Genomic DNA, 16,910 nt, shown 5'->3' with positions numbered 1-16,910 from the left:
CGATGCTAGGGGCAGTGTCATGGGTTCACCGCCATCTGTGGGTGTCTGCAGGGCTGGCTAGATCTCCCTAGGGTCTGCCCCAACACACCTCAGTCCATGCCCTCCAGCACCCTGCTGCAACGGTTGCTGACGGTGCGCCATCAGAGCGAAGCACTGATCGCCCCCTTGGAGCCAGAGGATCTCTGCCTGCAAGGAATGGCAGATGCCAGTCCACCCAAATGGCACTTGGCGCACACAACATGGTTCTTCGAGACCTTCGTCCTGAAACCGTTCCAGCCGGAGCACCGCAGTGCGGATCCGCGCTGGGGGTATCTGTTCAATTCCTATTACGAGACCGTCGGACCGCGTCAACCCCGGCCTGATCGCGGTTTACTCAGCCGACCACCGATGAAGGACATCAGCCGCTGGCGCCAGCGGGTGAATGCGTCCCTTGAAGCACTTCTCAACCAGGGAGACGATCCTCGTTACTGCGAGCTGATCGAACTCGGGTTGCAGCACGAACAACAACATCAAGAACTGCTGCTGATGGATCTGCTCGACGGCTTCAGCCGTCAGCCCCTGGAACCCAGCTACAACCCCTGCTGGGCACCTGCATCAGCCACCAGCTCAAGGCCGTGCCGCTGGCTCGAGCATCCAGGTGGACTAGTCGAAATCGGTGCCAGCTGCGACGCAATCGAACCTAAGGGCTTCCATTTCGACAATGAGGCCCCCCGTCATCGTGTCTGGCTGGAACCGTTCGCGATCTCCAGCCAGCTGGTGCGCAACGAGGCCTACCAACACTTCATTGCCGATGACGGCTATAGACGACCTGAACTCTGGATGAGTGAGGGCTGGGCGGTCTGCCAGCAGCGTGGCTGGCAAGCGCCCCGCTACTGGCGCCAGGACCACCCCGACACAGCCTGGAGCTCAGAATTCACCCTCGCTGGTCGCCGACCGCTGGATCCCCACCAACCGGTCCGCCATCTCAGCTGGTTTGAAGCGGATGCCTTCGCCCGCTGGGCTGGCTTGCGGCTTGCCAGCGAAGCGGAATGGGAAATAGCGGCCCACAGTCATGGAGATGCCCTGGAAGAAAGCCACGACACGCTCTGGCAATGGACATCCAGCCCATATCGTCCCTATCCCGGCTTTCAACCAGCAGCAGGTGCAGTGGGGGAATACAACGGCAAATTCATGACCTCCCAATTCGTGCTTCGCGGCAGTAGCCAGCTCACCCCAGCGAGCCATGCCCGTCTGACCTATCGCAATTTCTTTGCCCCGGCGAGCCGCTGGATGGCAGCTGGCATTCGCCTCGCCCGATAACCATGACCAGCTCCGCTACTTGTGGCAGCACGAAGGCGACGAACGCCCTCACAACAGCACCGATCACGCTGATCGACCTGCATCCCCCCGCCACCGACATGCTGAAGCTGGTGCAGGCGGGATTGGGCTGCCACCCCAAGCAACTACCGGCCTGGCTCCTTTACGACGCGGAAGGATCCCGGCTGTTTGACCAGATCTGTGAACAGCCCGAATACCGACTCACTCGGACGGAAATCGCTCTGCTTGAACAGCACGCGGATGCGATTGCCGCAGCCCTTGGACCCGGCGTGATTGTGGAATTCGGTGCGGGCAGCGCCCGCAAGGTGGGCCCCCTGCTCACGGCCCTTCAACCAGCGGCCTATGTCGCCCTCGACATCAGCGCCAACCATCTCAGCCAGGCGACTCAGGCCCTGCAGCAGCTCCACCCCCAGGTTCCAATGCTCGGGATCTGCTGCGACCACAGCCAACTCAAGGCGCTTCCCCCCGATCCGCTCCTCAACAACCAACGCAGACTCGGCTTTTTCCCGGGCAGTTCCCTCGGCAATTTCAACCGCACAGAGGCTGTGCAACTGCTCACCCGCTTTCGCCACATCCTGGACGGCGGTCCACTGCTGCTGGGCCTCGATCACCCCAAACCAGCCTCGATCGTGGAAGCGGCGTACGACGATGCAGCGGGAGTATCCGCCGCCTTCGCCCGCAACCTCCTGCATCGCCTCAATCGCGACCTCAACGCAGACTTCCAACCCGACCAGTTCATCTACCGAGCTCAATGGCAACCGGAACACAATCGGGTCGAAATGGCCTTGGTGAGCCGCTGTGAACAGAGTGTGACCATTGCCAACCAATCCTGGTCGTTCAGGGCCAGGGAACCCTTGGTGACCGAATACAGCCTGAAGTACAACCCCGCCATGACCAAGACGCTGACGGCTGCAGCAGGTTGGCGCATGCTGGATCGCTGGCATGATCCGGACGAAAGCCTGTCCTTGTATCTGCTGACAGCAGCAGAATGACGTTATGAGCAGAGAAGAACAGCGCCAAACGATCCGGAGCCAACGCGAGACGCTGATCGAAGACCTTGAGCTCCTTTATGCCCAGGCGTTTGAACGCCTGGGCGGACTGGAACTGGGTGAAGGCTCTGTCGCCCGACTGACCCAGTTGCTGCTGCGCTCCCGTGATGCAGCAATCACCCCACTGCGGCAGGAGATCGAAGCACCGCTGATCACACGAGCCCCCGACGCCAGCCCCGACTCCGTCGACTGATGGCACCCTCCTGGCTTGATGAACTCGAGCGCAGCCTCGAGCAACGATTGGATGCCTTTCTGCGCGCCAATCCTCACCAGAACGTCTTACTGCAGCAGCAACATCTGCAGGACCGCCAGCGTGGCCTGCAGACCCGCCTCAAACAACTTCAGGATCAAGCAAGAGACCTGCGCCGCCAACTTTTAGCCCTGGCCAGCGACGTTCGTGACTGGAACGCACGCAGCCAAAGAGCCCGTGATGCCGGAGCCCAGCCCCTAGCAGAGCGAGCCGATCAACACGTTCAGACCCTGATGGCACAGGGCCGTGAGCTCTGGGGTGAACTGGATACGCTTGGAGCCAACTTCCGAACGGTGGAACACCAACTCAGCCAACTGAGGGCCGACGATCAAAAAGCCAGCCCTGATCGATCACTCAATGAGGACTGGGCATTGTTTGAAGCGGAACAAGAACTCGCGGAGCTGAGGCGTAAGAACGGCCTCACCTGACCGTGCTCAGGCCTTGGGAGCGGGGGGCTCGAGGCTCACATTCTCGGGCGGCGGAGTGGGATCCGGATCGGCAATCAGCATGTGCTGAAGCACGATCTCAGGGCGCTCGCTATCGCGCCAGCGGATGCGATAGGCGGGCATCTTGGTGCCACGACTGGTGGTCTGCTCAACCGGCTCCATCACCCAACCCCGGCGCGACCGCCCCTGGGGATTGCGCTTGACCACCGCATCGGCGTGCTTGAAGCGGAAACCTACGCGCTCACCACTCATTGGAAGAGGACCCTGCCACTGAACCTTAATTATCCATGCTGAGGGGATGAAACGTCAGTACGGCTCTCCGGACGAAGCAGAGGGAAGGCGATCACATCCCGAATCGAGGGGCTATCCGTGAGCAACATCACGAGGCGATCAATCCCGATCCCCAGGCCTCCGGTGGGGGGCATGCCGATCTCAAGCGCATTCACAAAGTCCTCATCCAGGCCCTGGGCTTCCAGATCTCCAGCCGCCTTGCGCGCTTGCTGGGCCTCCAAACGTTCACGCTGATCCAGTGGATCGGTCAACTCACTGAATGCATTGGCCGTTTCACGACCAACAATGAAAAGCTCAAAACGCTCCACCAAACCAGGCTTGCTGCGGTGCTTGCGCGCAAGCGGAGAGATCTCGATCGGATAGTCCGTCACAAAGGTGGGTTGGATCAGCGTCGCTTCCACCTTCTGCTCAAATGCCTCATTCAGCAGCCTTCCGACAGTGTCGGCCTGCTCAGGCACAACCAAGCCGATCGATTCCATTGCCGCTGCGGCCGCAGCCCGGTCGGAAAAGGTGTTGAAATCGAGCCCCGTGGCCTGCTGCACCAACTCATGCATGGTGGCGCGGCGCCAAGGCGGAGTGAGGTCGATTTCCGTGCCCTGGTAGTTGATCTTGGTGTCTCCGCACACCTGCTCACACACCGAGGCGATCATCGCCTCGGTGAGCTCGATCATGTCGTTGTAATCGGCATAGGCCTGATACACCTCCACCGTGGTGAATTCAGGGTTGTGACGCGTGCTAACTCCCTCATTGCGAAAGATGCGCCCGAGTTCGTAAACGCGCTCGAAGCCACCCACGACCAGTCGCTTGAGATGCAGCTCAGTGGCGATGCGGAGGTAAAGGGGAAGATCAAGCGTGTTGTGGTGAGTGATGAAGGGGCGTGCATCCGCACCACCCGCCTCCGACTGCAACACCGGCGTTTCGATCTCCAGAAACGATCGCTCATCCAGCCAACGCCGGATGCCGCTCACCAGCAGGGCACGTCGCCGAAAGGTTTCACGCGACTGGGGGCTGACGATCAAATCGAGATAACGCTGGCGGTAACGCTTCTCCACATCCGCCAGGCCATGCCACTTGTCCGGCAGGGGCTGCAGCGCCTTGGTGAGCATCTGCCAGCCGCTCACCTTCACCGAAAGCTCACCCCGATCAGTGCGGCGCAAGATGCCCTCCACACCGATCAGATCACCAGCATCCACCAAGCTGGTGATCTGAGCAAAAGCATCGCCAAGGGATGATTTCTCTAGGAAAAGCTGGATCGTTCCGGTTTCATCGGCGAGGGTGAAAAAGGCCAACTTGCCCATCACCCTTCGGGTCATCACCCGACCGGCGACAGCCACCTCAACCGCACGCTCTTCTCCTTTGGGGAGATCCGCGTGATCCTTCTGCAACTGAATGGTGCGATGGCTGGGTGCAAAGCGCAGGGCATAGGGCCCCTGACCCATCTCGCGTAGGGCATTCGCCTTCTCAAGACGGGTCTCGCGCAGATCGGACACAACGAAGCAGTCAGTCGGGCGCCATCCTGCCCGAGCAGGGGCCCAAGCGAAGACAATCGCTAGGCGTTGACGGCAACCTGAGGCAGTTCACCCATGCGTTGGGAGGCATAGCCAATGCCTCGAACCGTGAGAATCAGTTCGGGATTGCGCGGATCAGGCTCAAGCTTGCCGCGCAAACGGGCGACGTAGACGTCAACAACGCGGAGATCTGCCGCCCGACGAGGCGGATAACCCCAGAGCTGCTCCAGAATCTCAGCCCTGGGAACAACCCTGCCAGGCTCGCGAAACAGCAGCTCCAACAGGCTGAATTCTGTATAGGTGAGCGAGATGCGATCACTGCCGCGACTGACCTGGCGGCGATTGGTGTCAACAACCAGATCACCCACCCGGAGCACGCCCTGGCCCACAGGAATTTCCCGGGGCTCTGCTGTGGCCGAACCGCGTCCGACCCGGCGCAGGATGCAGGCAATTCGAGCTTCGAGCTCCTTGGGACTGAAAGGTTTGGGCAGATAGTCGTCGGCGCCAAGGTCAAGACCAGCTACGCGCTCAGATATCGCTTCAAGAGCTGAGAGAAAGATGATCGGCACACAAGACTCGGCTCGCAGACGCCGGCAAACCGCAAAGCCATCCATCTTGGGCAGCATCACGTCGAGCACCACCAAATCTGGCGACTCGTTGTGGAACATCTCCAGGGCCTGCTCGCCGTCTTCGGCGCAGATCACTCGATAACCCGCTAACTGGAGACGCATCACCAGGACGCGACGAACCGCGGGCTCGTCGTCGACCACAAGGATCGTGGCTTGCGGCGATTCAGGAGCGTGGGATTTCGCTGCTTCGCTGCTTTTCGGGTTGGAGGACCCGCTCTCGGCCATGCGACCGCCGCCATGAAGAATCGCAACCCTACCCTTCCGCGAAGACAAAACCGGGAGTAATCGCCGAGAGACCGTCAGACTTTCGGTTCTCTTAATGTTCTGGCCAGCGGGCTTCGGCGTAGCGATTCCATTCCAGCGCAGCCTGTTCCACGGCCTGATCACTACTAATCTGGCCCAACATCGCCCGCTGCAACTGGGTGTAGATGATGCTCTGCAGGCGCTTGATCCCTGGCGAAGACGGCACCAGCACCCGAGCCCGCTCCAGAGTGGCGAGAGATAACAGGCGAGCTTCACGCAACTGGGCCTGCTGAGAACCCTCCGGACGGGCCGCCTCCAACTGAGCGCGCACCTGAGCAAGGGCCTCCAGCGACGACGGCAACACTGGAGCCTCCTGCACAAAACGGGCCTGATTGGGCCCATTGGTAAGGAAAAGCGCCAGGGCCAGGGCCTCACGGGGCCGGGCACTCTGGCGGGGAACCGCCAGAGTCATCAGGGCCACATTGGCAGTGCCATCAGCTCCGGTAAGGGGTGGATGAGCTCTCGTCGCAGCGGCCACCTGGGGTGCGTTGGTCTGAATGCTGCGCAAGAACTCCGGACCCTTGGCCAACAACGCCAATGCGCCACTTTGATAAAGCTCAACAGCGCGGCTTTGGCCCTGACTGACGACTTCACGGGGTAGCAGCCCCTGGCGGTAGAGATCCACCCAGAAGGCAAAGGCCTGCCTCCCCTCCGGCGTTGCAAAGGCGGCGCGTTGCCGATCATCCAGCAAGGTCACTCCCATCTGCACAAGCGATTCGAGTAACTCGGCAGAGTCATCCGGAACCACGGTGACAAACAGGGCATAGCGCCCGGTTGTCTCTCGAATCGCGCGGGCGAAAGCGGGCACATCCTGCCAACGCTGCGGCGGTTGCTTGAGCCCCGCCTGCTGCAACAAACCCTGGTTGACGAGATTCAGCCGCACTGTGAGATACCAAGGCACCGCGATCTGTCCTGCCTGGGGATCGCGAGCCGCTCTCCACACAGATGGCAGATAGCGATCTGCAGCACCCTCCGGTAACAACGGGGTGAGGTCAGTGAGTCCCCCTTTGCTGGCGAGATTGGCCGCGAAAGGAGGATTGAGATTCACGACATCAGGCGCTGTCCGAGCAAATACAGCCGCCAGCAGCTTGCGCTCCACCGAACCCCACGGCAGATCAGTCCAACGCACCGGCGCATCGGGGTGATCGGACGTCCAGGCCTTGATCACGCCATCCATATAGGCATTGAATTTCGGCGCCAGTTGCAATGTCCACAGCTGGAGTGGTTGGTCTGCTCGCGGCTGGGGTCGACAACCGATTGCCAGCAGCGAGGATCCGGCCAGAGCAGCGGCGATCAACGTCATCCGAAGTCGCCGATCCCAGTGCATCGTCCTCAGCGTTTGCATGCCGTCATGGTGACCGCTCATGCCCGAGAACGCCGCCGCCAAACCAGCAGCTGCCACGAGGAGAGCATCGGTGCGAGCAAGCCAGTGATCACCGCCTGGGTGAGACAGAGATGCCAGGCCCAGTGCTGCAGCAGTGGCGCATCAAGTCCCTGAACTAAACGCAACTGCAGCCAGAGACTGACGCCAACCACCATGGCCCCGATCCAGGCCAGCAGGCCAAGATTGAGGCTGCGTTGAATCGGTCGTCCCCGACGCCCCAATCGGCCCCACCACCACCCCAATAAGACCAGAGCCGGCAGTTGGGTCAGGCCATCAACCCCAAGGCCATCAAGCACCAGGGCGATGGCGGCACCGGCAATCGATCCTGAAACGGGTCCATCCACCAGGGCCCAAGGCAGCAACCACAACACCGCCCAACTCGGCCCCACTCCAGACAGAGTGAGCCAAGCCGGCTGGGCGAGGACAAGCATGGGGATAGCCAAAGCCGAGGCCACACAGATCGGCTGGGCATGCAAACGAGCCATCAGCGGGTCTGCACCTGCACCCAGTCCACTGCCTCAGGAGCAGCGATTAGCTGCACCACCCCTTTCGGTGCTGGCACGGCGCGGCTGTTGAGCGACTGGATCACAGCGACAGGAAGGTTGGGGGGAAGCAGGGTGCTCGCTGGAGACGTGCTGACCAGATCACCGGGACGCGCCTTGATGTCCTTGTCGATGAAACGCAGCTGCGGCCGGGCGGTACCAACCCCTACCAACAAGGCGTGCTGGCGCGTGCGAGGTACCCAAACACCCACTTTGCTGCCAGGTGCTGTCAACAACTTGACCCTGGCGGTGGTGGGGGTGACGCTCTGAACGCGGCCAATCAAACCTCCGGGGCCAATGACCGCATCACCAGTCGCGAGGCCAGCGCTAGCGCCTTGCCCCAGTTCCAGCTGCTGCCACCAAGCGGCTGCGTTGCGGGAGATCACCGGCGCCGCCACCTGACCAGCCCCCGAACCACGGTTGAGCTCAAGCAAATCGCGCAAGCGGGCGTTGTCCTGACGAAGTAACTCAAGCTGGGCCTTCTGCTCCAGTGTTCCCGCTGACTGCAACCACTCCTTCTGAGCTGAACCCGGCCAGAACGGCCGACTCAGCAAGGCATAAGCATCAACAAAACCAGCACCCTTGCTCCAGCGAACAAGTGCCAAAACAACCAGGAGGGCTAGCCATGGCCAGAGCCGACGCCCTCCACGCCAACGGGGACCGGCTGGCCACTGAGAGGCCGCCATCCGATCAGGCCGTCACGGTATTGCGCACGTATTCGGGAGTATCGAGCACCCGCTGAAGACGCTTGTAGTCCTCAAGCACCTGGCCGCATCCGTTCACCACACACAGCAAGGGGTCTTCAGCGATGTGCGTGAAAATCCCGGTCTCATGGCTGATGAGATCACTGATGCCACGCACAAGCGCACCTCCACCGGCCAGCATGATGCCGCGGTCAACGATGTCAGCAGCCAGCTCGGGTGGCGTGCGCTCCAGGGTGCGCTTCACGGCCTCAACGATCACGTTGAGGGGCTCAGCGATTGCTTCGCGCAGGTCACCAGCCTGAAGCTGAATTGTGCGGGGCAAGCCCGAGAGCAGGTGCAAGCCGCGCACGTCCATCACCGTCTGGTCGAACTCGTTGTCAGGGAAGGCAGAACCAATTCGGATCTTGATCTCCTCCGCCGTGCGTTCGCCAACGACCAGGTTGTGCACCTTCTTCAGGTAAACACCGATCGAATCGCTGATCTCATCACCCGCGACGCGGACTGACTCACTCAGCACGGTGCCGCCGAGGCTGAGCACGGCCACCTCGGTGGTGCCGCCACCGATGTCCACAATCATCGTGCCCACCGGCTCAGTCACGGGCAGCCCGGCTCCAATGGCAGCGGCCACAGGCTCATCGATCAGATGCACTTCCCTCGCACCGGCCAGGCCCGCCTCCCGGACAGCGCGGCGCTCCACACCGGTCACCCCACTAGGGATACCAACCACCAAACGGGGGGCCACAATGCCTCGGCCTTCATTGCCTTTGTGGATAAAGGTCTTGAGCATCTGCTCAGCCGCATCGAAATCAGCGATCACCCCGTCGCGCAGGGGCCGGACGGCCTTGATATTGCCTGGGGTGCGGCCGAGCATCAGCTTGGCCTCATCGCCCACGGCCAGCGGCACTCCCCGTTCCAGATCCAGGGCCACCACAGAGGGTTCCTGCAGCACAATGCCGCGGCCGGAAACGTAAATAAGAGTATTGGCGGTGCCAAGGTCGATGCCGATGTCGCGGGACAGCTGGAAGCGACGAAAAAGCACGGAACAAGGCTCAGGTTCGGCGAATCATAGGGGCGTTTCCCCAACCTTTCTGGGACGTTTTGAGACATCCGGACAGGAGGGTGGAACTCCTTGAAGGCAGCCACGAAAACCGTGGCGCATCATGAACCAACGAAGAGGAGGAATCCATGGGCGTCAATTCAGTCACCCTTGTGGGCCGTGCAGGCCGCGACCCCGAAGTGCGTTACTTCGAGTCGGGAAGCATGGTTGCCAACCTGACCATGGCCGTCAACCGCCGCAGTCGCGACGACGAACCGGACTGGTTCAACCTCGAGATTTGGGGGAAGCAAGCCCAGGTAGCCGCCGACTATGTCAGGAAAGGTTCTCTGCTTGGCATCATCGGCAGCGTCAAACTTGACCGCTGGACCGATCGCACCAGCGGAGAGGAGCGCAGCAAGCCCGTGGTGCGGGTCGACAGGCTTGAGCTGCTGGGATCGAAACGCGAAAATGAAGGTGGGGGAAACTACGGCGGCGGCGGCTTCGGTGGTGGCAGCCCCAGCGACGAAGAAGTTCCGTTCTGACCAGCACCGCGATCCAGCTGCCGGCGCTTCTGGATTGACCCAAGGGGGATTGTCCCCTTGGGTCAATCGGCAGAGCGACGACGGCGCCAGATGCGCAGACCCAGCCAGATGCCTCCAGCCACAACAACGATCACCAGGCCAACCTTGATCAGCTTGGAGACAGGCTCGATCCAAAGCTCGACGTTGCTATAGCTCTCTCCCAGCAAGAATCCAGCGAGGGTGAGCAGCAAGGTCCAGATCAAGCTGCCGGCAGTCGTCCAGATCAGGAATGGCGCCATCGGCATCATCTCGATCCCTGCCGGCACTGAAATCAGAGTGCGGATGCCAGGCACCAGGCGACCCCAAAACACAAGGGCGGTACCAAAGCGATTGAACCAGCGGCGACTGCGGGCCAGCTCAGCAGGACTGATGCCGATCCAGCGACCATGCCGCTCCAACCAGTGCTCAATCCGCTCTTCATTGATCACTCGGCCGATGCCGTACCAGGGGAGGGCACCAAGCACCGTTCCCAGCAGACCGGCGAACACCACTGGTACAAACTGCAGCTGGCCTTGCTGCACCAGAAATCCCCCTAGGGGCATGATCAGCTCAGAAGGAATCGGCGGAAACAGATTCTCGAGAAACATCGCCGCGAAAATCGCCCCATATCCAGCCAAGGGGTTGACCGCCACCGCCTGCTTAATCAGCTCAGGCAGCTGGGTGATCAGTTCCGACAGTCCCATGAAGAGGTGTGAAGGCGTCGTCAGTGTTTCACAGCTGGCCTAGAGAGCCGACCGCTCCGGGGCAATTTGGAGCACAAAAGTGTCATCAGCGACCCGCTGGAGCGAAAACTCCGACGAGCAGATCGCATCCAGCGAGGGCTCAAAGCCTGCTGGCCCAATCGATTCCCGCCAGATCAGCACATGGGCGATGGATGTGACCCTGAGAGATCAAAAAAGCCAGGCCGCTCAAGCGACCTGGCCAAACAAAAAGCCCAAAGCAAACCGCTTTGGGCTGCAGTGATCAATAGCGATAGTGATCGGGCTTGAAGGGTCCCTCCACAGGCACATTGATGTAGTCAGCTTGTTCTTTGCTCAGCTCGCTGAGCTTGGCGCCGATGCGATCCAGGTGAAGACGAGCCACCTTTTCATCAAGGTGCTTGGGCAGAACGTAGACCTCCTTTCCGTACTCACTGCCCTTCGTGAATAGCTCGATTTGGGCCAGCACCTGATTGGTGAAGGAGTTGCTCATCACGAAACTGGGGTGGCCGGTTGCGCAGCCCAAGTTCACCAGACGACCCTCGGCAAGCAGGATGATGCGATTGCCATTGGGCAGGGTGATGTGATCCACCTGCGGCTTGATGTTGTCCCACTGGTATTCCTTGAGGGAGGCGACATCGATCTCATTGTCGAAGTGACCGATGTTGCACACGATCGCCTCGTCCTTCATGCGCACCAAGTGCTCATTGCGGATCACCTGGAAGTTGCCGGTGGCGGTCACGAAGATGTCCATCTGATCGACCACATCGTCCAAACGGACAACGCGATAGCCCTCCATCGCAGCCTGCAGGGCACAGATCGGATCGACCTCAGCAATACAAACCGTGGCACCGAGTCCGCGCAGAGACTGGGCTGAGCCCTTGCCCACGTCGCCATAGCCGACCACAAGAGCCTGTTTGCCAGCAACCATTACGTCGGTGGCACGCTTGATGCTGTCAACCAGCGACTCGCGACAGCCGTAGAGGTTGTCGAACTTGCTCTTGGTGACCGAGTCGTTGACGTTGATCGCCGGGAAGGGAAGCTCACCGCTCTTCTGCATCTTGTAAAGCCGAGCCACACCTGTGGTGGTTTCCTCAGTCACCCCCTGAATCTGGGCCTTGGTTCGTGAATAGAAGCTTGAATCCTCAGCCAGCTTCTTTTTAATCGAGGCAAACAGGAAGGTCTCCTCCTCATTGGAAGGGTTGTCGAGCACGCTGAGGTCCTGCTCAGCCTTGCTGCCCAGCATCACAAGACCGGTGGCGTCGCCACCGTCGTCGAGGATCATGTTGGGACTGCCACCATCACCCCACTCGAGGATGCGGTGGGTATAAGCCCAATACTCCTCAAGGGTCTCGCCCTTGACCGCAAACACTGGAATGCCGCGGGCTGCCATCGCAGCAGCAGCGTGATCCTGCGTCGAAAAGATATTGCAGGAAGCCCAGCGCACCTCAGCGCCCAGTTCCACCAAGGTTTCCATCAGACAAGCCGTCTGAATGGTCATGTGCAAAGAGCCGGCGATGCGAGCACCCTTGAGAGGTTTCTCAGTGCCGTATTTGGTGCGCAGCGCCATCAGACCGGGCATCTCGGTCTCGGCGATGTCAAGCTCCTTACGACCAAAATCGGCCTGATTCAGATCTGCAACGACATAGTCATCAGCGACCTGTAGGCCGGTCGTTGCCGTGGGTGTTGCCACCATGGTTATAAAGCTCCCTGGGGAGAACGTGAACGGAAATCTCTGCAGAGTCGCCGAGGCTTCGGGCTCGCCAGATCACCAATCTACAGACAACCGCTGGATCCTCGACGACCTAGAGGCCACCCACCGCCTGGGGCGGGATCTTGCCGGCCAGCTTTCGGCAGGAACGGTGCTGCTGCTTCAGGGCCAACTCGGTGCCGGCAAGACCTCACTGGTGCAAGGCATCGCTCTCGCTCTTGGCATCAACGAACCGATCACAAGCCCCACCTTCGCCCTGGCCCAGCACTACCCCCAAGGTCAGCCCCCCCTGGTGCATCTCGACCTCTACAGGCTTGAACGCCCTGAATCGGCCGATGATCTATTTCTGCAGGAAGAAGAGGAAGCTCTAGCGATGGGAGCCTTACTTGTCGTGGAGTGGCCAGAGCGTCTCAAGCTGAACTGTCAGGACGCTTGGACGCTCCAATTGGAGCATGGGCCAGGGGAAGGAAGGACTGCCGTCCTTCACCCGCCCACGACATGAAGTCCTTGATGGATTGATTCAGCGCAGTCCAGAGACCATCGCTGCACTTTGCAGGAGGAAATGCTCCACGTCAGCCGCGGACGGCTGAGGATCAATACCACCGGCACCAGCGCAGACCAAAGCACCACAGGCAGCGGCATAGCGAATCACTTCCTCCACCACAGCTGCAGAAAGAACCAGAGGGGCACCGCCCGAGGGTGTTAGAGCGAGAAGCTGATGCAGCAGCCCTGCCGTGAATGCATCCCCAGCACCGGTGGTATCCACCACCCTTGGCGGGGCCAGAACATCCATCGCACCAACATGGCCAGCGATGCACCACTGCACGGGATGACCGCCATCAGTGACCACCACATCGGGGTGGGTAGGCAAGCACTTGCTGATCGCCTCAGGGTTGTCGCTGTTGAAGACCCAGATCGCTTCCTCCCGTGCCAGCTTGATCAACGAAGCCCGATCGAGCAAAGGCGCCATTGAGGCCAACGCCTGAGGTGAAGGTCCTGCAGAGGGATCGGCGGCTGGATCCCAGAACGTGGGCCGCCAGTTGACGTCCAAGGCCAAACGCAGATCCGACTGATCAACTTGCTCAATGGCCCACTGGAGGGTTTCCGCTGACTCGGGCGTCGCCAGCGGAATCGTGCCGACCAATAACCAGCGAGCAGCTGACGCCAACGCAGGCCAGGACAAAGACAGCTGCTGGCAATCAAGACCCTGATCAGCGAAACCCTCGCCCTGGTCACCGGCAAAGCCCTGAAACACCCTCTCCCCGGTCGCATCCCGGCGCACCAGCACCACCCGACTGGGGCGCACGGTATCGACCTGAACACCCCTCAGATCAACGCCACGATCCCGCAGCAACTCGTTAAAACTGGCACCGATGTCGTCCTCGCCAAGCCGGCCAAGGAAGCCCACAGGGGTGCCGAGACGGGCCAGAGCACAGGCCACATTGGCCGGGGCACCGCCGAGGCGATCATCGCAGTCAGATAGTGAAGCGGTCGCCGGATCACCGCCCAAAGGCCCCAGACGATCAACCAGTGCTTCCCCCAAACACAGCACCCATGGGGCACACACCGCACGATTGGCCATCAGCTGGCATCTAACTTCCCGCAGCCTGGCTAGCAGGCTGGCAACTGCCAACTGCGCAAACCACTCAACCCGAGACGGACTGATCCAACGCAGGCAGACCCAGATGGGTCATCAGCGCCGCGATGATGCGGGCATTGGCAGCAGGGAAGGGATAGGCCCCGAGCTCTTGGGGCTGCACCCATCGCACCTGTTGACTAGCCAAGGGCTGCGGCTCACCAGAGCACCAAGTGCAGAGGTACACCTCAAAACGCAGCTTTTTATGGCTGTAGGCATGATCAACGCAAATGAGCGCCTGATCCACCGTGACCTCGATCGCCAGCTCCTCCCTCAACTCGCGAGCAATCGTGGCCTCAATCAGCTCACCTGGCTCCTGTTTGCCGCCGGGAAATTCCCACATCCCGCCCAGCAAGCCCTCGTTAAGACGCTGATCGATCAGCACCTGGCCAGCTTGATTGAGCACCACACCCACACCGATCACCTGAAAGGGCACATCGCGGGGAGCTTCTTTCACGGGGTAACGATCAGGGCTGCCCGAAGCGTACGCAGCGCAAGCCGATTGCCACGGACATGAAGCACAGGCCGGATTGCGAGGCGTGCAAAGAGTCGCACCCAAATCCATGAAAGCCTGATTGAGATCCCTGGCCCGCTCCGGCGCGGCAGCGATCAGGGACTGGCTCCAACTCCAGAACAGCCCTTGATGCCACATCGGTGGATGTGGATAGGCCATCACCCTGGCCAGCACCCGGCGCACATTGCCATCCAGAATCGCCAGGGGACTATTAAACGCGGAGGAGAGGATGCCACCGGCAGTGCTTCGACCGATCCCAGGCAGGAGAAGCCAGCGATCCAGCTCCTGAGGCCAACTCTGAGGGTCTGCCTCACCAACAGGCCTCAACTCTGTGAGCAACTGCCGAGCTGCTGCAAGCAAACGACGAGCCCTGGAGTAATAGCCCAGCCCCTGCCAGCGCAACAGCACCGCCTGTTCATCCGCTCCAGCCAAGACCTCGAGCCTCGGGAAGGCCTCCATCCAGGCCGTCCAGTAAGGAAGCACCACCTGTAGCTGGGTCTGCTGCAGCATCACCTCGGCGATCCAGCACTCCAGGACATTGAGGTGTTCATGGGGTTCGGGCCACCTGCCGTCCTTTGTGAACATCCAAGGCTTCAGCGCAGGGTCCTTCCGGCCGTGAAGCTCCCACCAGGCCAATAGGGATTGACTGAGCTCAGGCGCTAGCGCGCTGAGGTCGCGATGCTCGGCGCTGCTTCGTTGACCCATCAGGCAGCAACCCAAGCCCGGTCACTGCCCAGAAGCTTGGCCGACAAACCCAAGCTCTGGAGGATCCGACCAATCTGTGCCGGCGGTAGTCGGGGGTGTTGATGTTGTGGCTGCTCTGACTGCACGATCGGCCTAAAGCTTCAAAGCCACTTTGTCGTGACGACCAGGCTGTTCAGCGTTGCCCCGTCTCCAGCTCCAGGCCAGCCCGGCTGAGATTCCACTGCTGAATGGCGGTTGCTTCAGCGCTGCGGGCGGCCTGCAGATCCCGCTGCGCCAGCAGCAGCTCCGTGACCGGAGCGATGCCGGCCCGGTAGCGCAGCTGGGCATCGCGGACTGCTTCCTCGCTGGCGACCACGGCTTTGCGCGAGGCCTGCATCGTTTCAGCGGCACTGCGATGGGTGTGCCAGAAGCTTTCCACGGCCAGAATGATGACCTGCTCACGTTGCTTCAACAGCAGACGCTGCTCCTGCACCTGGCTCTCGGCCAGGGCTGCACTCTGGGCCGACAGGCCACCGTCGAAGAGCGGTTGGCGCAGGGTGAGCAGCACGCCGTAGTCGTAAAAGCTGCCGCTAGCACTGCCGCTGCTGCTCACCCCAGGCAGCGACACCTCACCGGCCACGGGCACGTTGCCGATGCTGTTGCTGCCGTTAAGTACCGGCAGGCTGAGGTTGTCGCCATTGATGCCTCCACCAACGAGCAGCCCAACGCGCGGCAGCATGGTGCCGCGAGCGGCGCGCACCTTCGCTTCCGCAGCCGCCCTCTCCTGGCGGATCACATCCAGGGCGGGGCGGTTGCTGGTGGCAGCCTCCACCGAGGCCTGCAGGTCGAGCGGCCAGGGGGCTGCGGCCAGCAGGGGAGCGCTGGCTTCCAGCGTCTGTTCGGCGGGAAGATCCAGCAGCCTGGCCAGGGCACTGGCGGCGATCGCCTGCTCCGAGCGGGCAGCGCTCAGGCCGCTCTGATCCGAGGCGAGCAGCGCCTGGGCCCTGAACACATCGATGCGCGCGCCAAGACCGCCGTCAAGCAGGGCCTCTGCATCCTTGAGCAGGGTTGTCGACAGGGCGATCGAGCGCTGCCACACGGGGATCAGCGCTTCTGTGAGCTGCAGATTGAGATAGGCGTTTGTGATTGCGAAACGGCTTTGTCGCCGCTGTTCCTGCACCCGCACGTCCGCGGCCTGATCCAGGGCCTGGGCGGCCGCCAACAGAGGTCCACGCTCGAAATTAATCAGCGGATAGCTAAGGGCCAGGCCGATGTTGCCGAAGCTGTTCTGGATCACGGCATAGCCGTCGCCGCGGAGATTGACGTTGAGATCACCAATGGTGGGCAGGTTGGAGATGAACCCGATCGAGCTGCCCACCTGGGCCCAGCTGCCCAGCCCCACCACATCGAGCTTGGGCAGAAAGAGGCTGCGGCTGATCCCCACGTCTGCAGCGGTGCCGGCTTTGTGGGCATCTGTCTGCTTCAGAGCCAGGGAGGCTTCCATGCCGCGCTCGAGCGCTTGCTCCAGGCTGAGGGCGAGTGGTTCCGCCCGGGCCGGCAGCGCGGCGACTGCAGCTAGTAGCAGGGAAACCAGAAACCGTCGTCGGAGCATGCCGTTGCAGCTGTC

Annotated in this window: 18 protein-coding genes; 6 read left to right on the top strand and 12 right to left on the bottom strand. The window is 61.3% G+C overall.

Annotated elements, in window-relative coordinates; translation table 11 throughout:
• Nucleotides 1-96 precede the first annotated feature (96 nt).
• From egtB to DXY10_RS04345, 4 genes are all read left to right on the top strand, one after another.
• A complete protein-coding gene (gene egtB, locus DXY10_RS04360) occupies nt 97-1,299 on the top strand; it encodes an ergothioneine biosynthesis protein EgtB (RefSeq protein ID WP_170955697.1) in 1,203 nt (400 codons plus the stop codon).
• A 98-nt stretch (nt 1,300-1,397) separates the two neighbouring features.
• Nucleotides 1,398-2,309, top strand: a complete 912-nt coding sequence (egtD, locus tag DXY10_RS04355; protein WP_115016708.1) for an L-histidine N(alpha)-methyltransferase — start codon at nt 1,398-1,400, stop codon at nt 2,307-2,309.
• Between the two features lie 4 nt (nt 2,310-2,313).
• Nucleotides 2,314-2,559: a hercynine metabolism small protein gene (locus tag DXY10_RS04350; protein WP_115016579.1), complete on the top strand. Its 246-nt coding sequence runs from the start codon at nt 2,314-2,316 to the stop codon at nt 2,557-2,559.
• Entirely contained in the window at nt 2,559-3,044 is a 486-nt protein-coding gene (locus tag DXY10_RS04345) for a hercynine metabolism protein (RefSeq protein ID WP_115016577.1), read from the top strand. The genes DXY10_RS04350 and DXY10_RS04345 overlap by 1 nt, the downstream gene beginning before the upstream one ends.
• Nucleotides 3,045-3,050: 6 nt before the next feature.
• Here DXY10_RS04345 and DXY10_RS04340 read toward each other — a convergent pair whose 3' ends face one another.
• The 7 genes from DXY10_RS04340 to DXY10_RS04310 form a co-directional block, all read right to left on the bottom strand.
• A complete protein-coding gene (locus DXY10_RS04340) occupies nt 3,051-3,314 on the bottom strand; it encodes a hypothetical protein (RefSeq protein ID WP_006042532.1) in 264 nt (87 codons plus the stop codon).
• Between the two features lie 29 nt (nt 3,315-3,343).
• On the bottom strand, nt 3,344-4,843 hold the full coding sequence (lysS, locus tag DXY10_RS04335) for a lysine--tRNA ligase (protein ID WP_115016575.1): 1,500 nt from the start codon (nt 4,841-4,843) through the stop codon (nt 3,344-3,346).
• Between the two features lie 59 nt (nt 4,844-4,902).
• On the bottom strand, nt 4,903-5,715 hold the full coding sequence (rpaB, locus tag DXY10_RS04330) for a response regulator transcription factor RpaB (RefSeq protein ID WP_170955696.1): 813 nt from the start codon (nt 5,713-5,715) through the stop codon (nt 4,903-4,905).
• 91 nt (nt 5,716-5,806) lie between these two features.
• Entirely contained in the window at nt 5,807-7,096 is a 1,290-nt protein-coding gene (locus tag DXY10_RS04325) for an ABC transporter substrate-binding protein (protein WP_371411118.1), read from the bottom strand.
• Nucleotides 7,097-7,155: 59 nt separating this feature from the next.
• Nucleotides 7,156-7,662 (bottom strand): rod shape-determining protein MreD, encoded by a 507-nt coding sequence (locus DXY10_RS04320; RefSeq protein WP_115016573.1) that lies wholly within the window; start codon nt 7,660-7,662, stop codon nt 7,156-7,158.
• On the bottom strand, nt 7,662-8,405 hold the full coding sequence (gene mreC, locus DXY10_RS04315; RefSeq protein ID WP_115016571.1) for a rod shape-determining protein MreC: 744 nt from the start codon (nt 8,403-8,405) through the stop codon (nt 7,662-7,664). The genes DXY10_RS04320 and mreC overlap by 1 nt, the downstream gene beginning before the upstream one ends.
• 4 nt (nt 8,406-8,409) lie before the next feature.
• Nucleotides 8,410-9,462: a rod shape-determining protein gene (locus DXY10_RS04310; RefSeq protein WP_115016569.1), complete on the bottom strand. Its 1,053-nt coding sequence runs from the start codon at nt 9,460-9,462 to the stop codon at nt 8,410-8,412.
• Between the two features lie 146 nt (nt 9,463-9,608).
• Here DXY10_RS04310 and DXY10_RS04305 point away from each other — a divergent pair, with 146 nt between their 5' ends.
• Nucleotides 9,609-10,001 (top strand): single-stranded DNA-binding protein, encoded by a 393-nt coding sequence (locus tag DXY10_RS04305; RefSeq protein WP_115016567.1) that lies wholly within the window; start codon nt 9,609-9,611, stop codon nt 9,999-10,001.
• A 62-nt stretch (nt 10,002-10,063) separates the two neighbouring features.
• On the opposite strand, the gene DXY10_RS04300 is transcribed toward DXY10_RS04305, so the two are convergent.
• Both DXY10_RS04300 and ahcY read right to left on the bottom strand, forming a co-directional pair.
• A complete protein-coding gene (locus tag DXY10_RS04300) occupies nt 10,064-10,723 on the bottom strand; it encodes a DedA family protein (RefSeq protein WP_115016565.1) in 660 nt (219 codons plus the stop codon).
• A 280-nt stretch (nt 10,724-11,003) separates the two neighbouring features.
• The gene (gene ahcY, locus DXY10_RS04290; RefSeq protein ID WP_115016561.1) at nt 11,004-12,434 is read right to left on the bottom strand and encodes an adenosylhomocysteinase; all 1,431 of its coding nucleotides are present in this window, start codon (nt 12,432-12,434) and stop codon (nt 11,004-11,006) included.
• Here ahcY and tsaE point away from each other — a divergent pair.
• A complete protein-coding gene (gene tsaE / locus DXY10_RS04285; RefSeq protein WP_115016559.1) occupies nt 12,433-12,951 on the top strand; it encodes a tRNA (adenosine(37)-N6)-threonylcarbamoyltransferase complex ATPase subunit type 1 TsaE in 519 nt (172 codons plus the stop codon). The genes ahcY and tsaE overlap by 2 nt on opposite strands.
• Nucleotides 12,952-12,969: 18 nt before the next feature.
• Here the strand turns inward: tsaE and DXY10_RS04280 are convergent, their stop codons facing one another.
• From DXY10_RS04280 to DXY10_RS04265, 3 genes are all read right to left on the bottom strand, one after another.
• A complete protein-coding gene (locus DXY10_RS04280; protein WP_115016702.1) occupies nt 12,970-14,031 on the bottom strand; it encodes a carbohydrate kinase in 1,062 nt (353 codons plus the stop codon).
• A 64-nt stretch (nt 14,032-14,095) separates the two neighbouring features.
• A complete protein-coding gene (mutT, locus tag DXY10_RS04275; RefSeq protein ID WP_115016557.1) occupies nt 14,096-15,304 on the bottom strand; it encodes an 8-oxo-dGTP diphosphatase MutT in 1,209 nt (402 codons plus the stop codon).
• A 172-nt stretch (nt 15,305-15,476) separates the two neighbouring features.
• Nucleotides 15,477-16,895 carry a TolC family protein gene (locus DXY10_RS04265; RefSeq protein ID WP_115016700.1) on the bottom strand — a complete coding sequence of 473 codons (1,419 nt, stop codon included), beginning with the start codon at nt 16,893-16,895 and terminating at the stop codon, nt 15,477-15,479.
• Nucleotides 16,896-16,910 lie beyond the last annotated feature (15 nt).

The sequence above is a fragment of the Synechococcus sp. UW140 genome (assembly GCF_900474295.1).
GTDB lineage: Bacteria > Cyanobacteriota > Cyanobacteriia > PCC-6307 > Cyanobiaceae > Synechococcus_C.
Note: the sequence above shows the minus strand (reverse complement) of the source record. Positions and strands in the feature narration are given on the sequence as shown.

Excerpts from the sequence above, each read along its gene's own strand:
- rpaB (WP_170955696.1), bottom strand. The coding sequence starts at position 5,715 with ATGGCCGAGAGCGGGTCCTCCAACCCGAAAAGCAGCGAAGCAGCGAAA.
- DXY10_RS04350 (WP_115016579.1), top strand. The coding sequence starts at position 2,314 with ATGAGCAGAGAAGAACAGCGCCAAACGATCCGGAGCCAACGCGAGACG.
- DXY10_RS04280 (WP_115016702.1), bottom strand. The coding sequence starts at position 14,031 with ATGGCCAATCGTGCGGTGTGTGCCCCATGGGTGCTGTGTTTGGGGGAA.
- DXY10_RS04325 (WP_371411118.1), bottom strand. The coding sequence starts at position 7,096 with ATGACGTTGATCGCCGCTGCTCTGGCCGGATCCTCGCTGCTGGCAATC.
- DXY10_RS04340 (WP_006042532.1), bottom strand. The coding sequence starts at position 3,314 with ATGAGTGGTGAGCGCGTAGGTTTCCGCTTCAAGCACGCCGATGCGGTG.
- egtB (WP_170955697.1), top strand. The coding sequence starts at position 97 with ATGCCCTCCAGCACCCTGCTGCAACGGTTGCTGACGGTGCGCCATCAG.
- DXY10_RS04300 (WP_115016565.1), bottom strand. The coding sequence starts at position 10,723 with ATGGGACTGTCGGAACTGATCACCCAGCTGCCTGAGCTGATTAAGCAG.
- tsaE (WP_115016559.1), top strand. The coding sequence starts at position 12,433 with ATGGTTATAAAGCTCCCTGGGGAGAACGTGAACGGAAATCTCTGCAGA.
- DXY10_RS04320 (WP_115016573.1), bottom strand. The coding sequence starts at position 7,662 with ATGGCTCGTTTGCATGCCCAGCCGATCTGTGTGGCCTCGGCTTTGGCT.
- mreC (WP_115016571.1), bottom strand. The coding sequence starts at position 8,405 with ATGGCGGCCTCTCAGTGGCCAGCCGGTCCCCGTTGGCGTGGAGGGCGT.
- ahcY (WP_115016561.1), bottom strand. The coding sequence starts at position 12,434 with ATGGTGGCAACACCCACGGCAACGACCGGCCTACAGGTCGCTGATGAC.
- DXY10_RS04265 (WP_115016700.1), bottom strand. The coding sequence starts at position 16,895 with ATGCTCCGACGACGGTTTCTGGTTTCCCTGCTACTAGCTGCAGTCGCC.
- DXY10_RS04345 (WP_115016577.1), top strand. The coding sequence starts at position 2,559 with ATGGCACCCTCCTGGCTTGATGAACTCGAGCGCAGCCTCGAGCAACGA.
- DXY10_RS04305 (WP_115016567.1), top strand. The coding sequence starts at position 9,609 with ATGGGCGTCAATTCAGTCACCCTTGTGGGCCGTGCAGGCCGCGACCCC.
- egtD (WP_115016708.1), top strand. The coding sequence starts at position 1,398 with ATGCTGAAGCTGGTGCAGGCGGGATTGGGCTGCCACCCCAAGCAACTA.
- mutT (WP_115016557.1), bottom strand. The coding sequence starts at position 15,304 with ATGGGTCAACGAAGCAGCGCCGAGCATCGCGACCTCAGCGCGCTAGCG.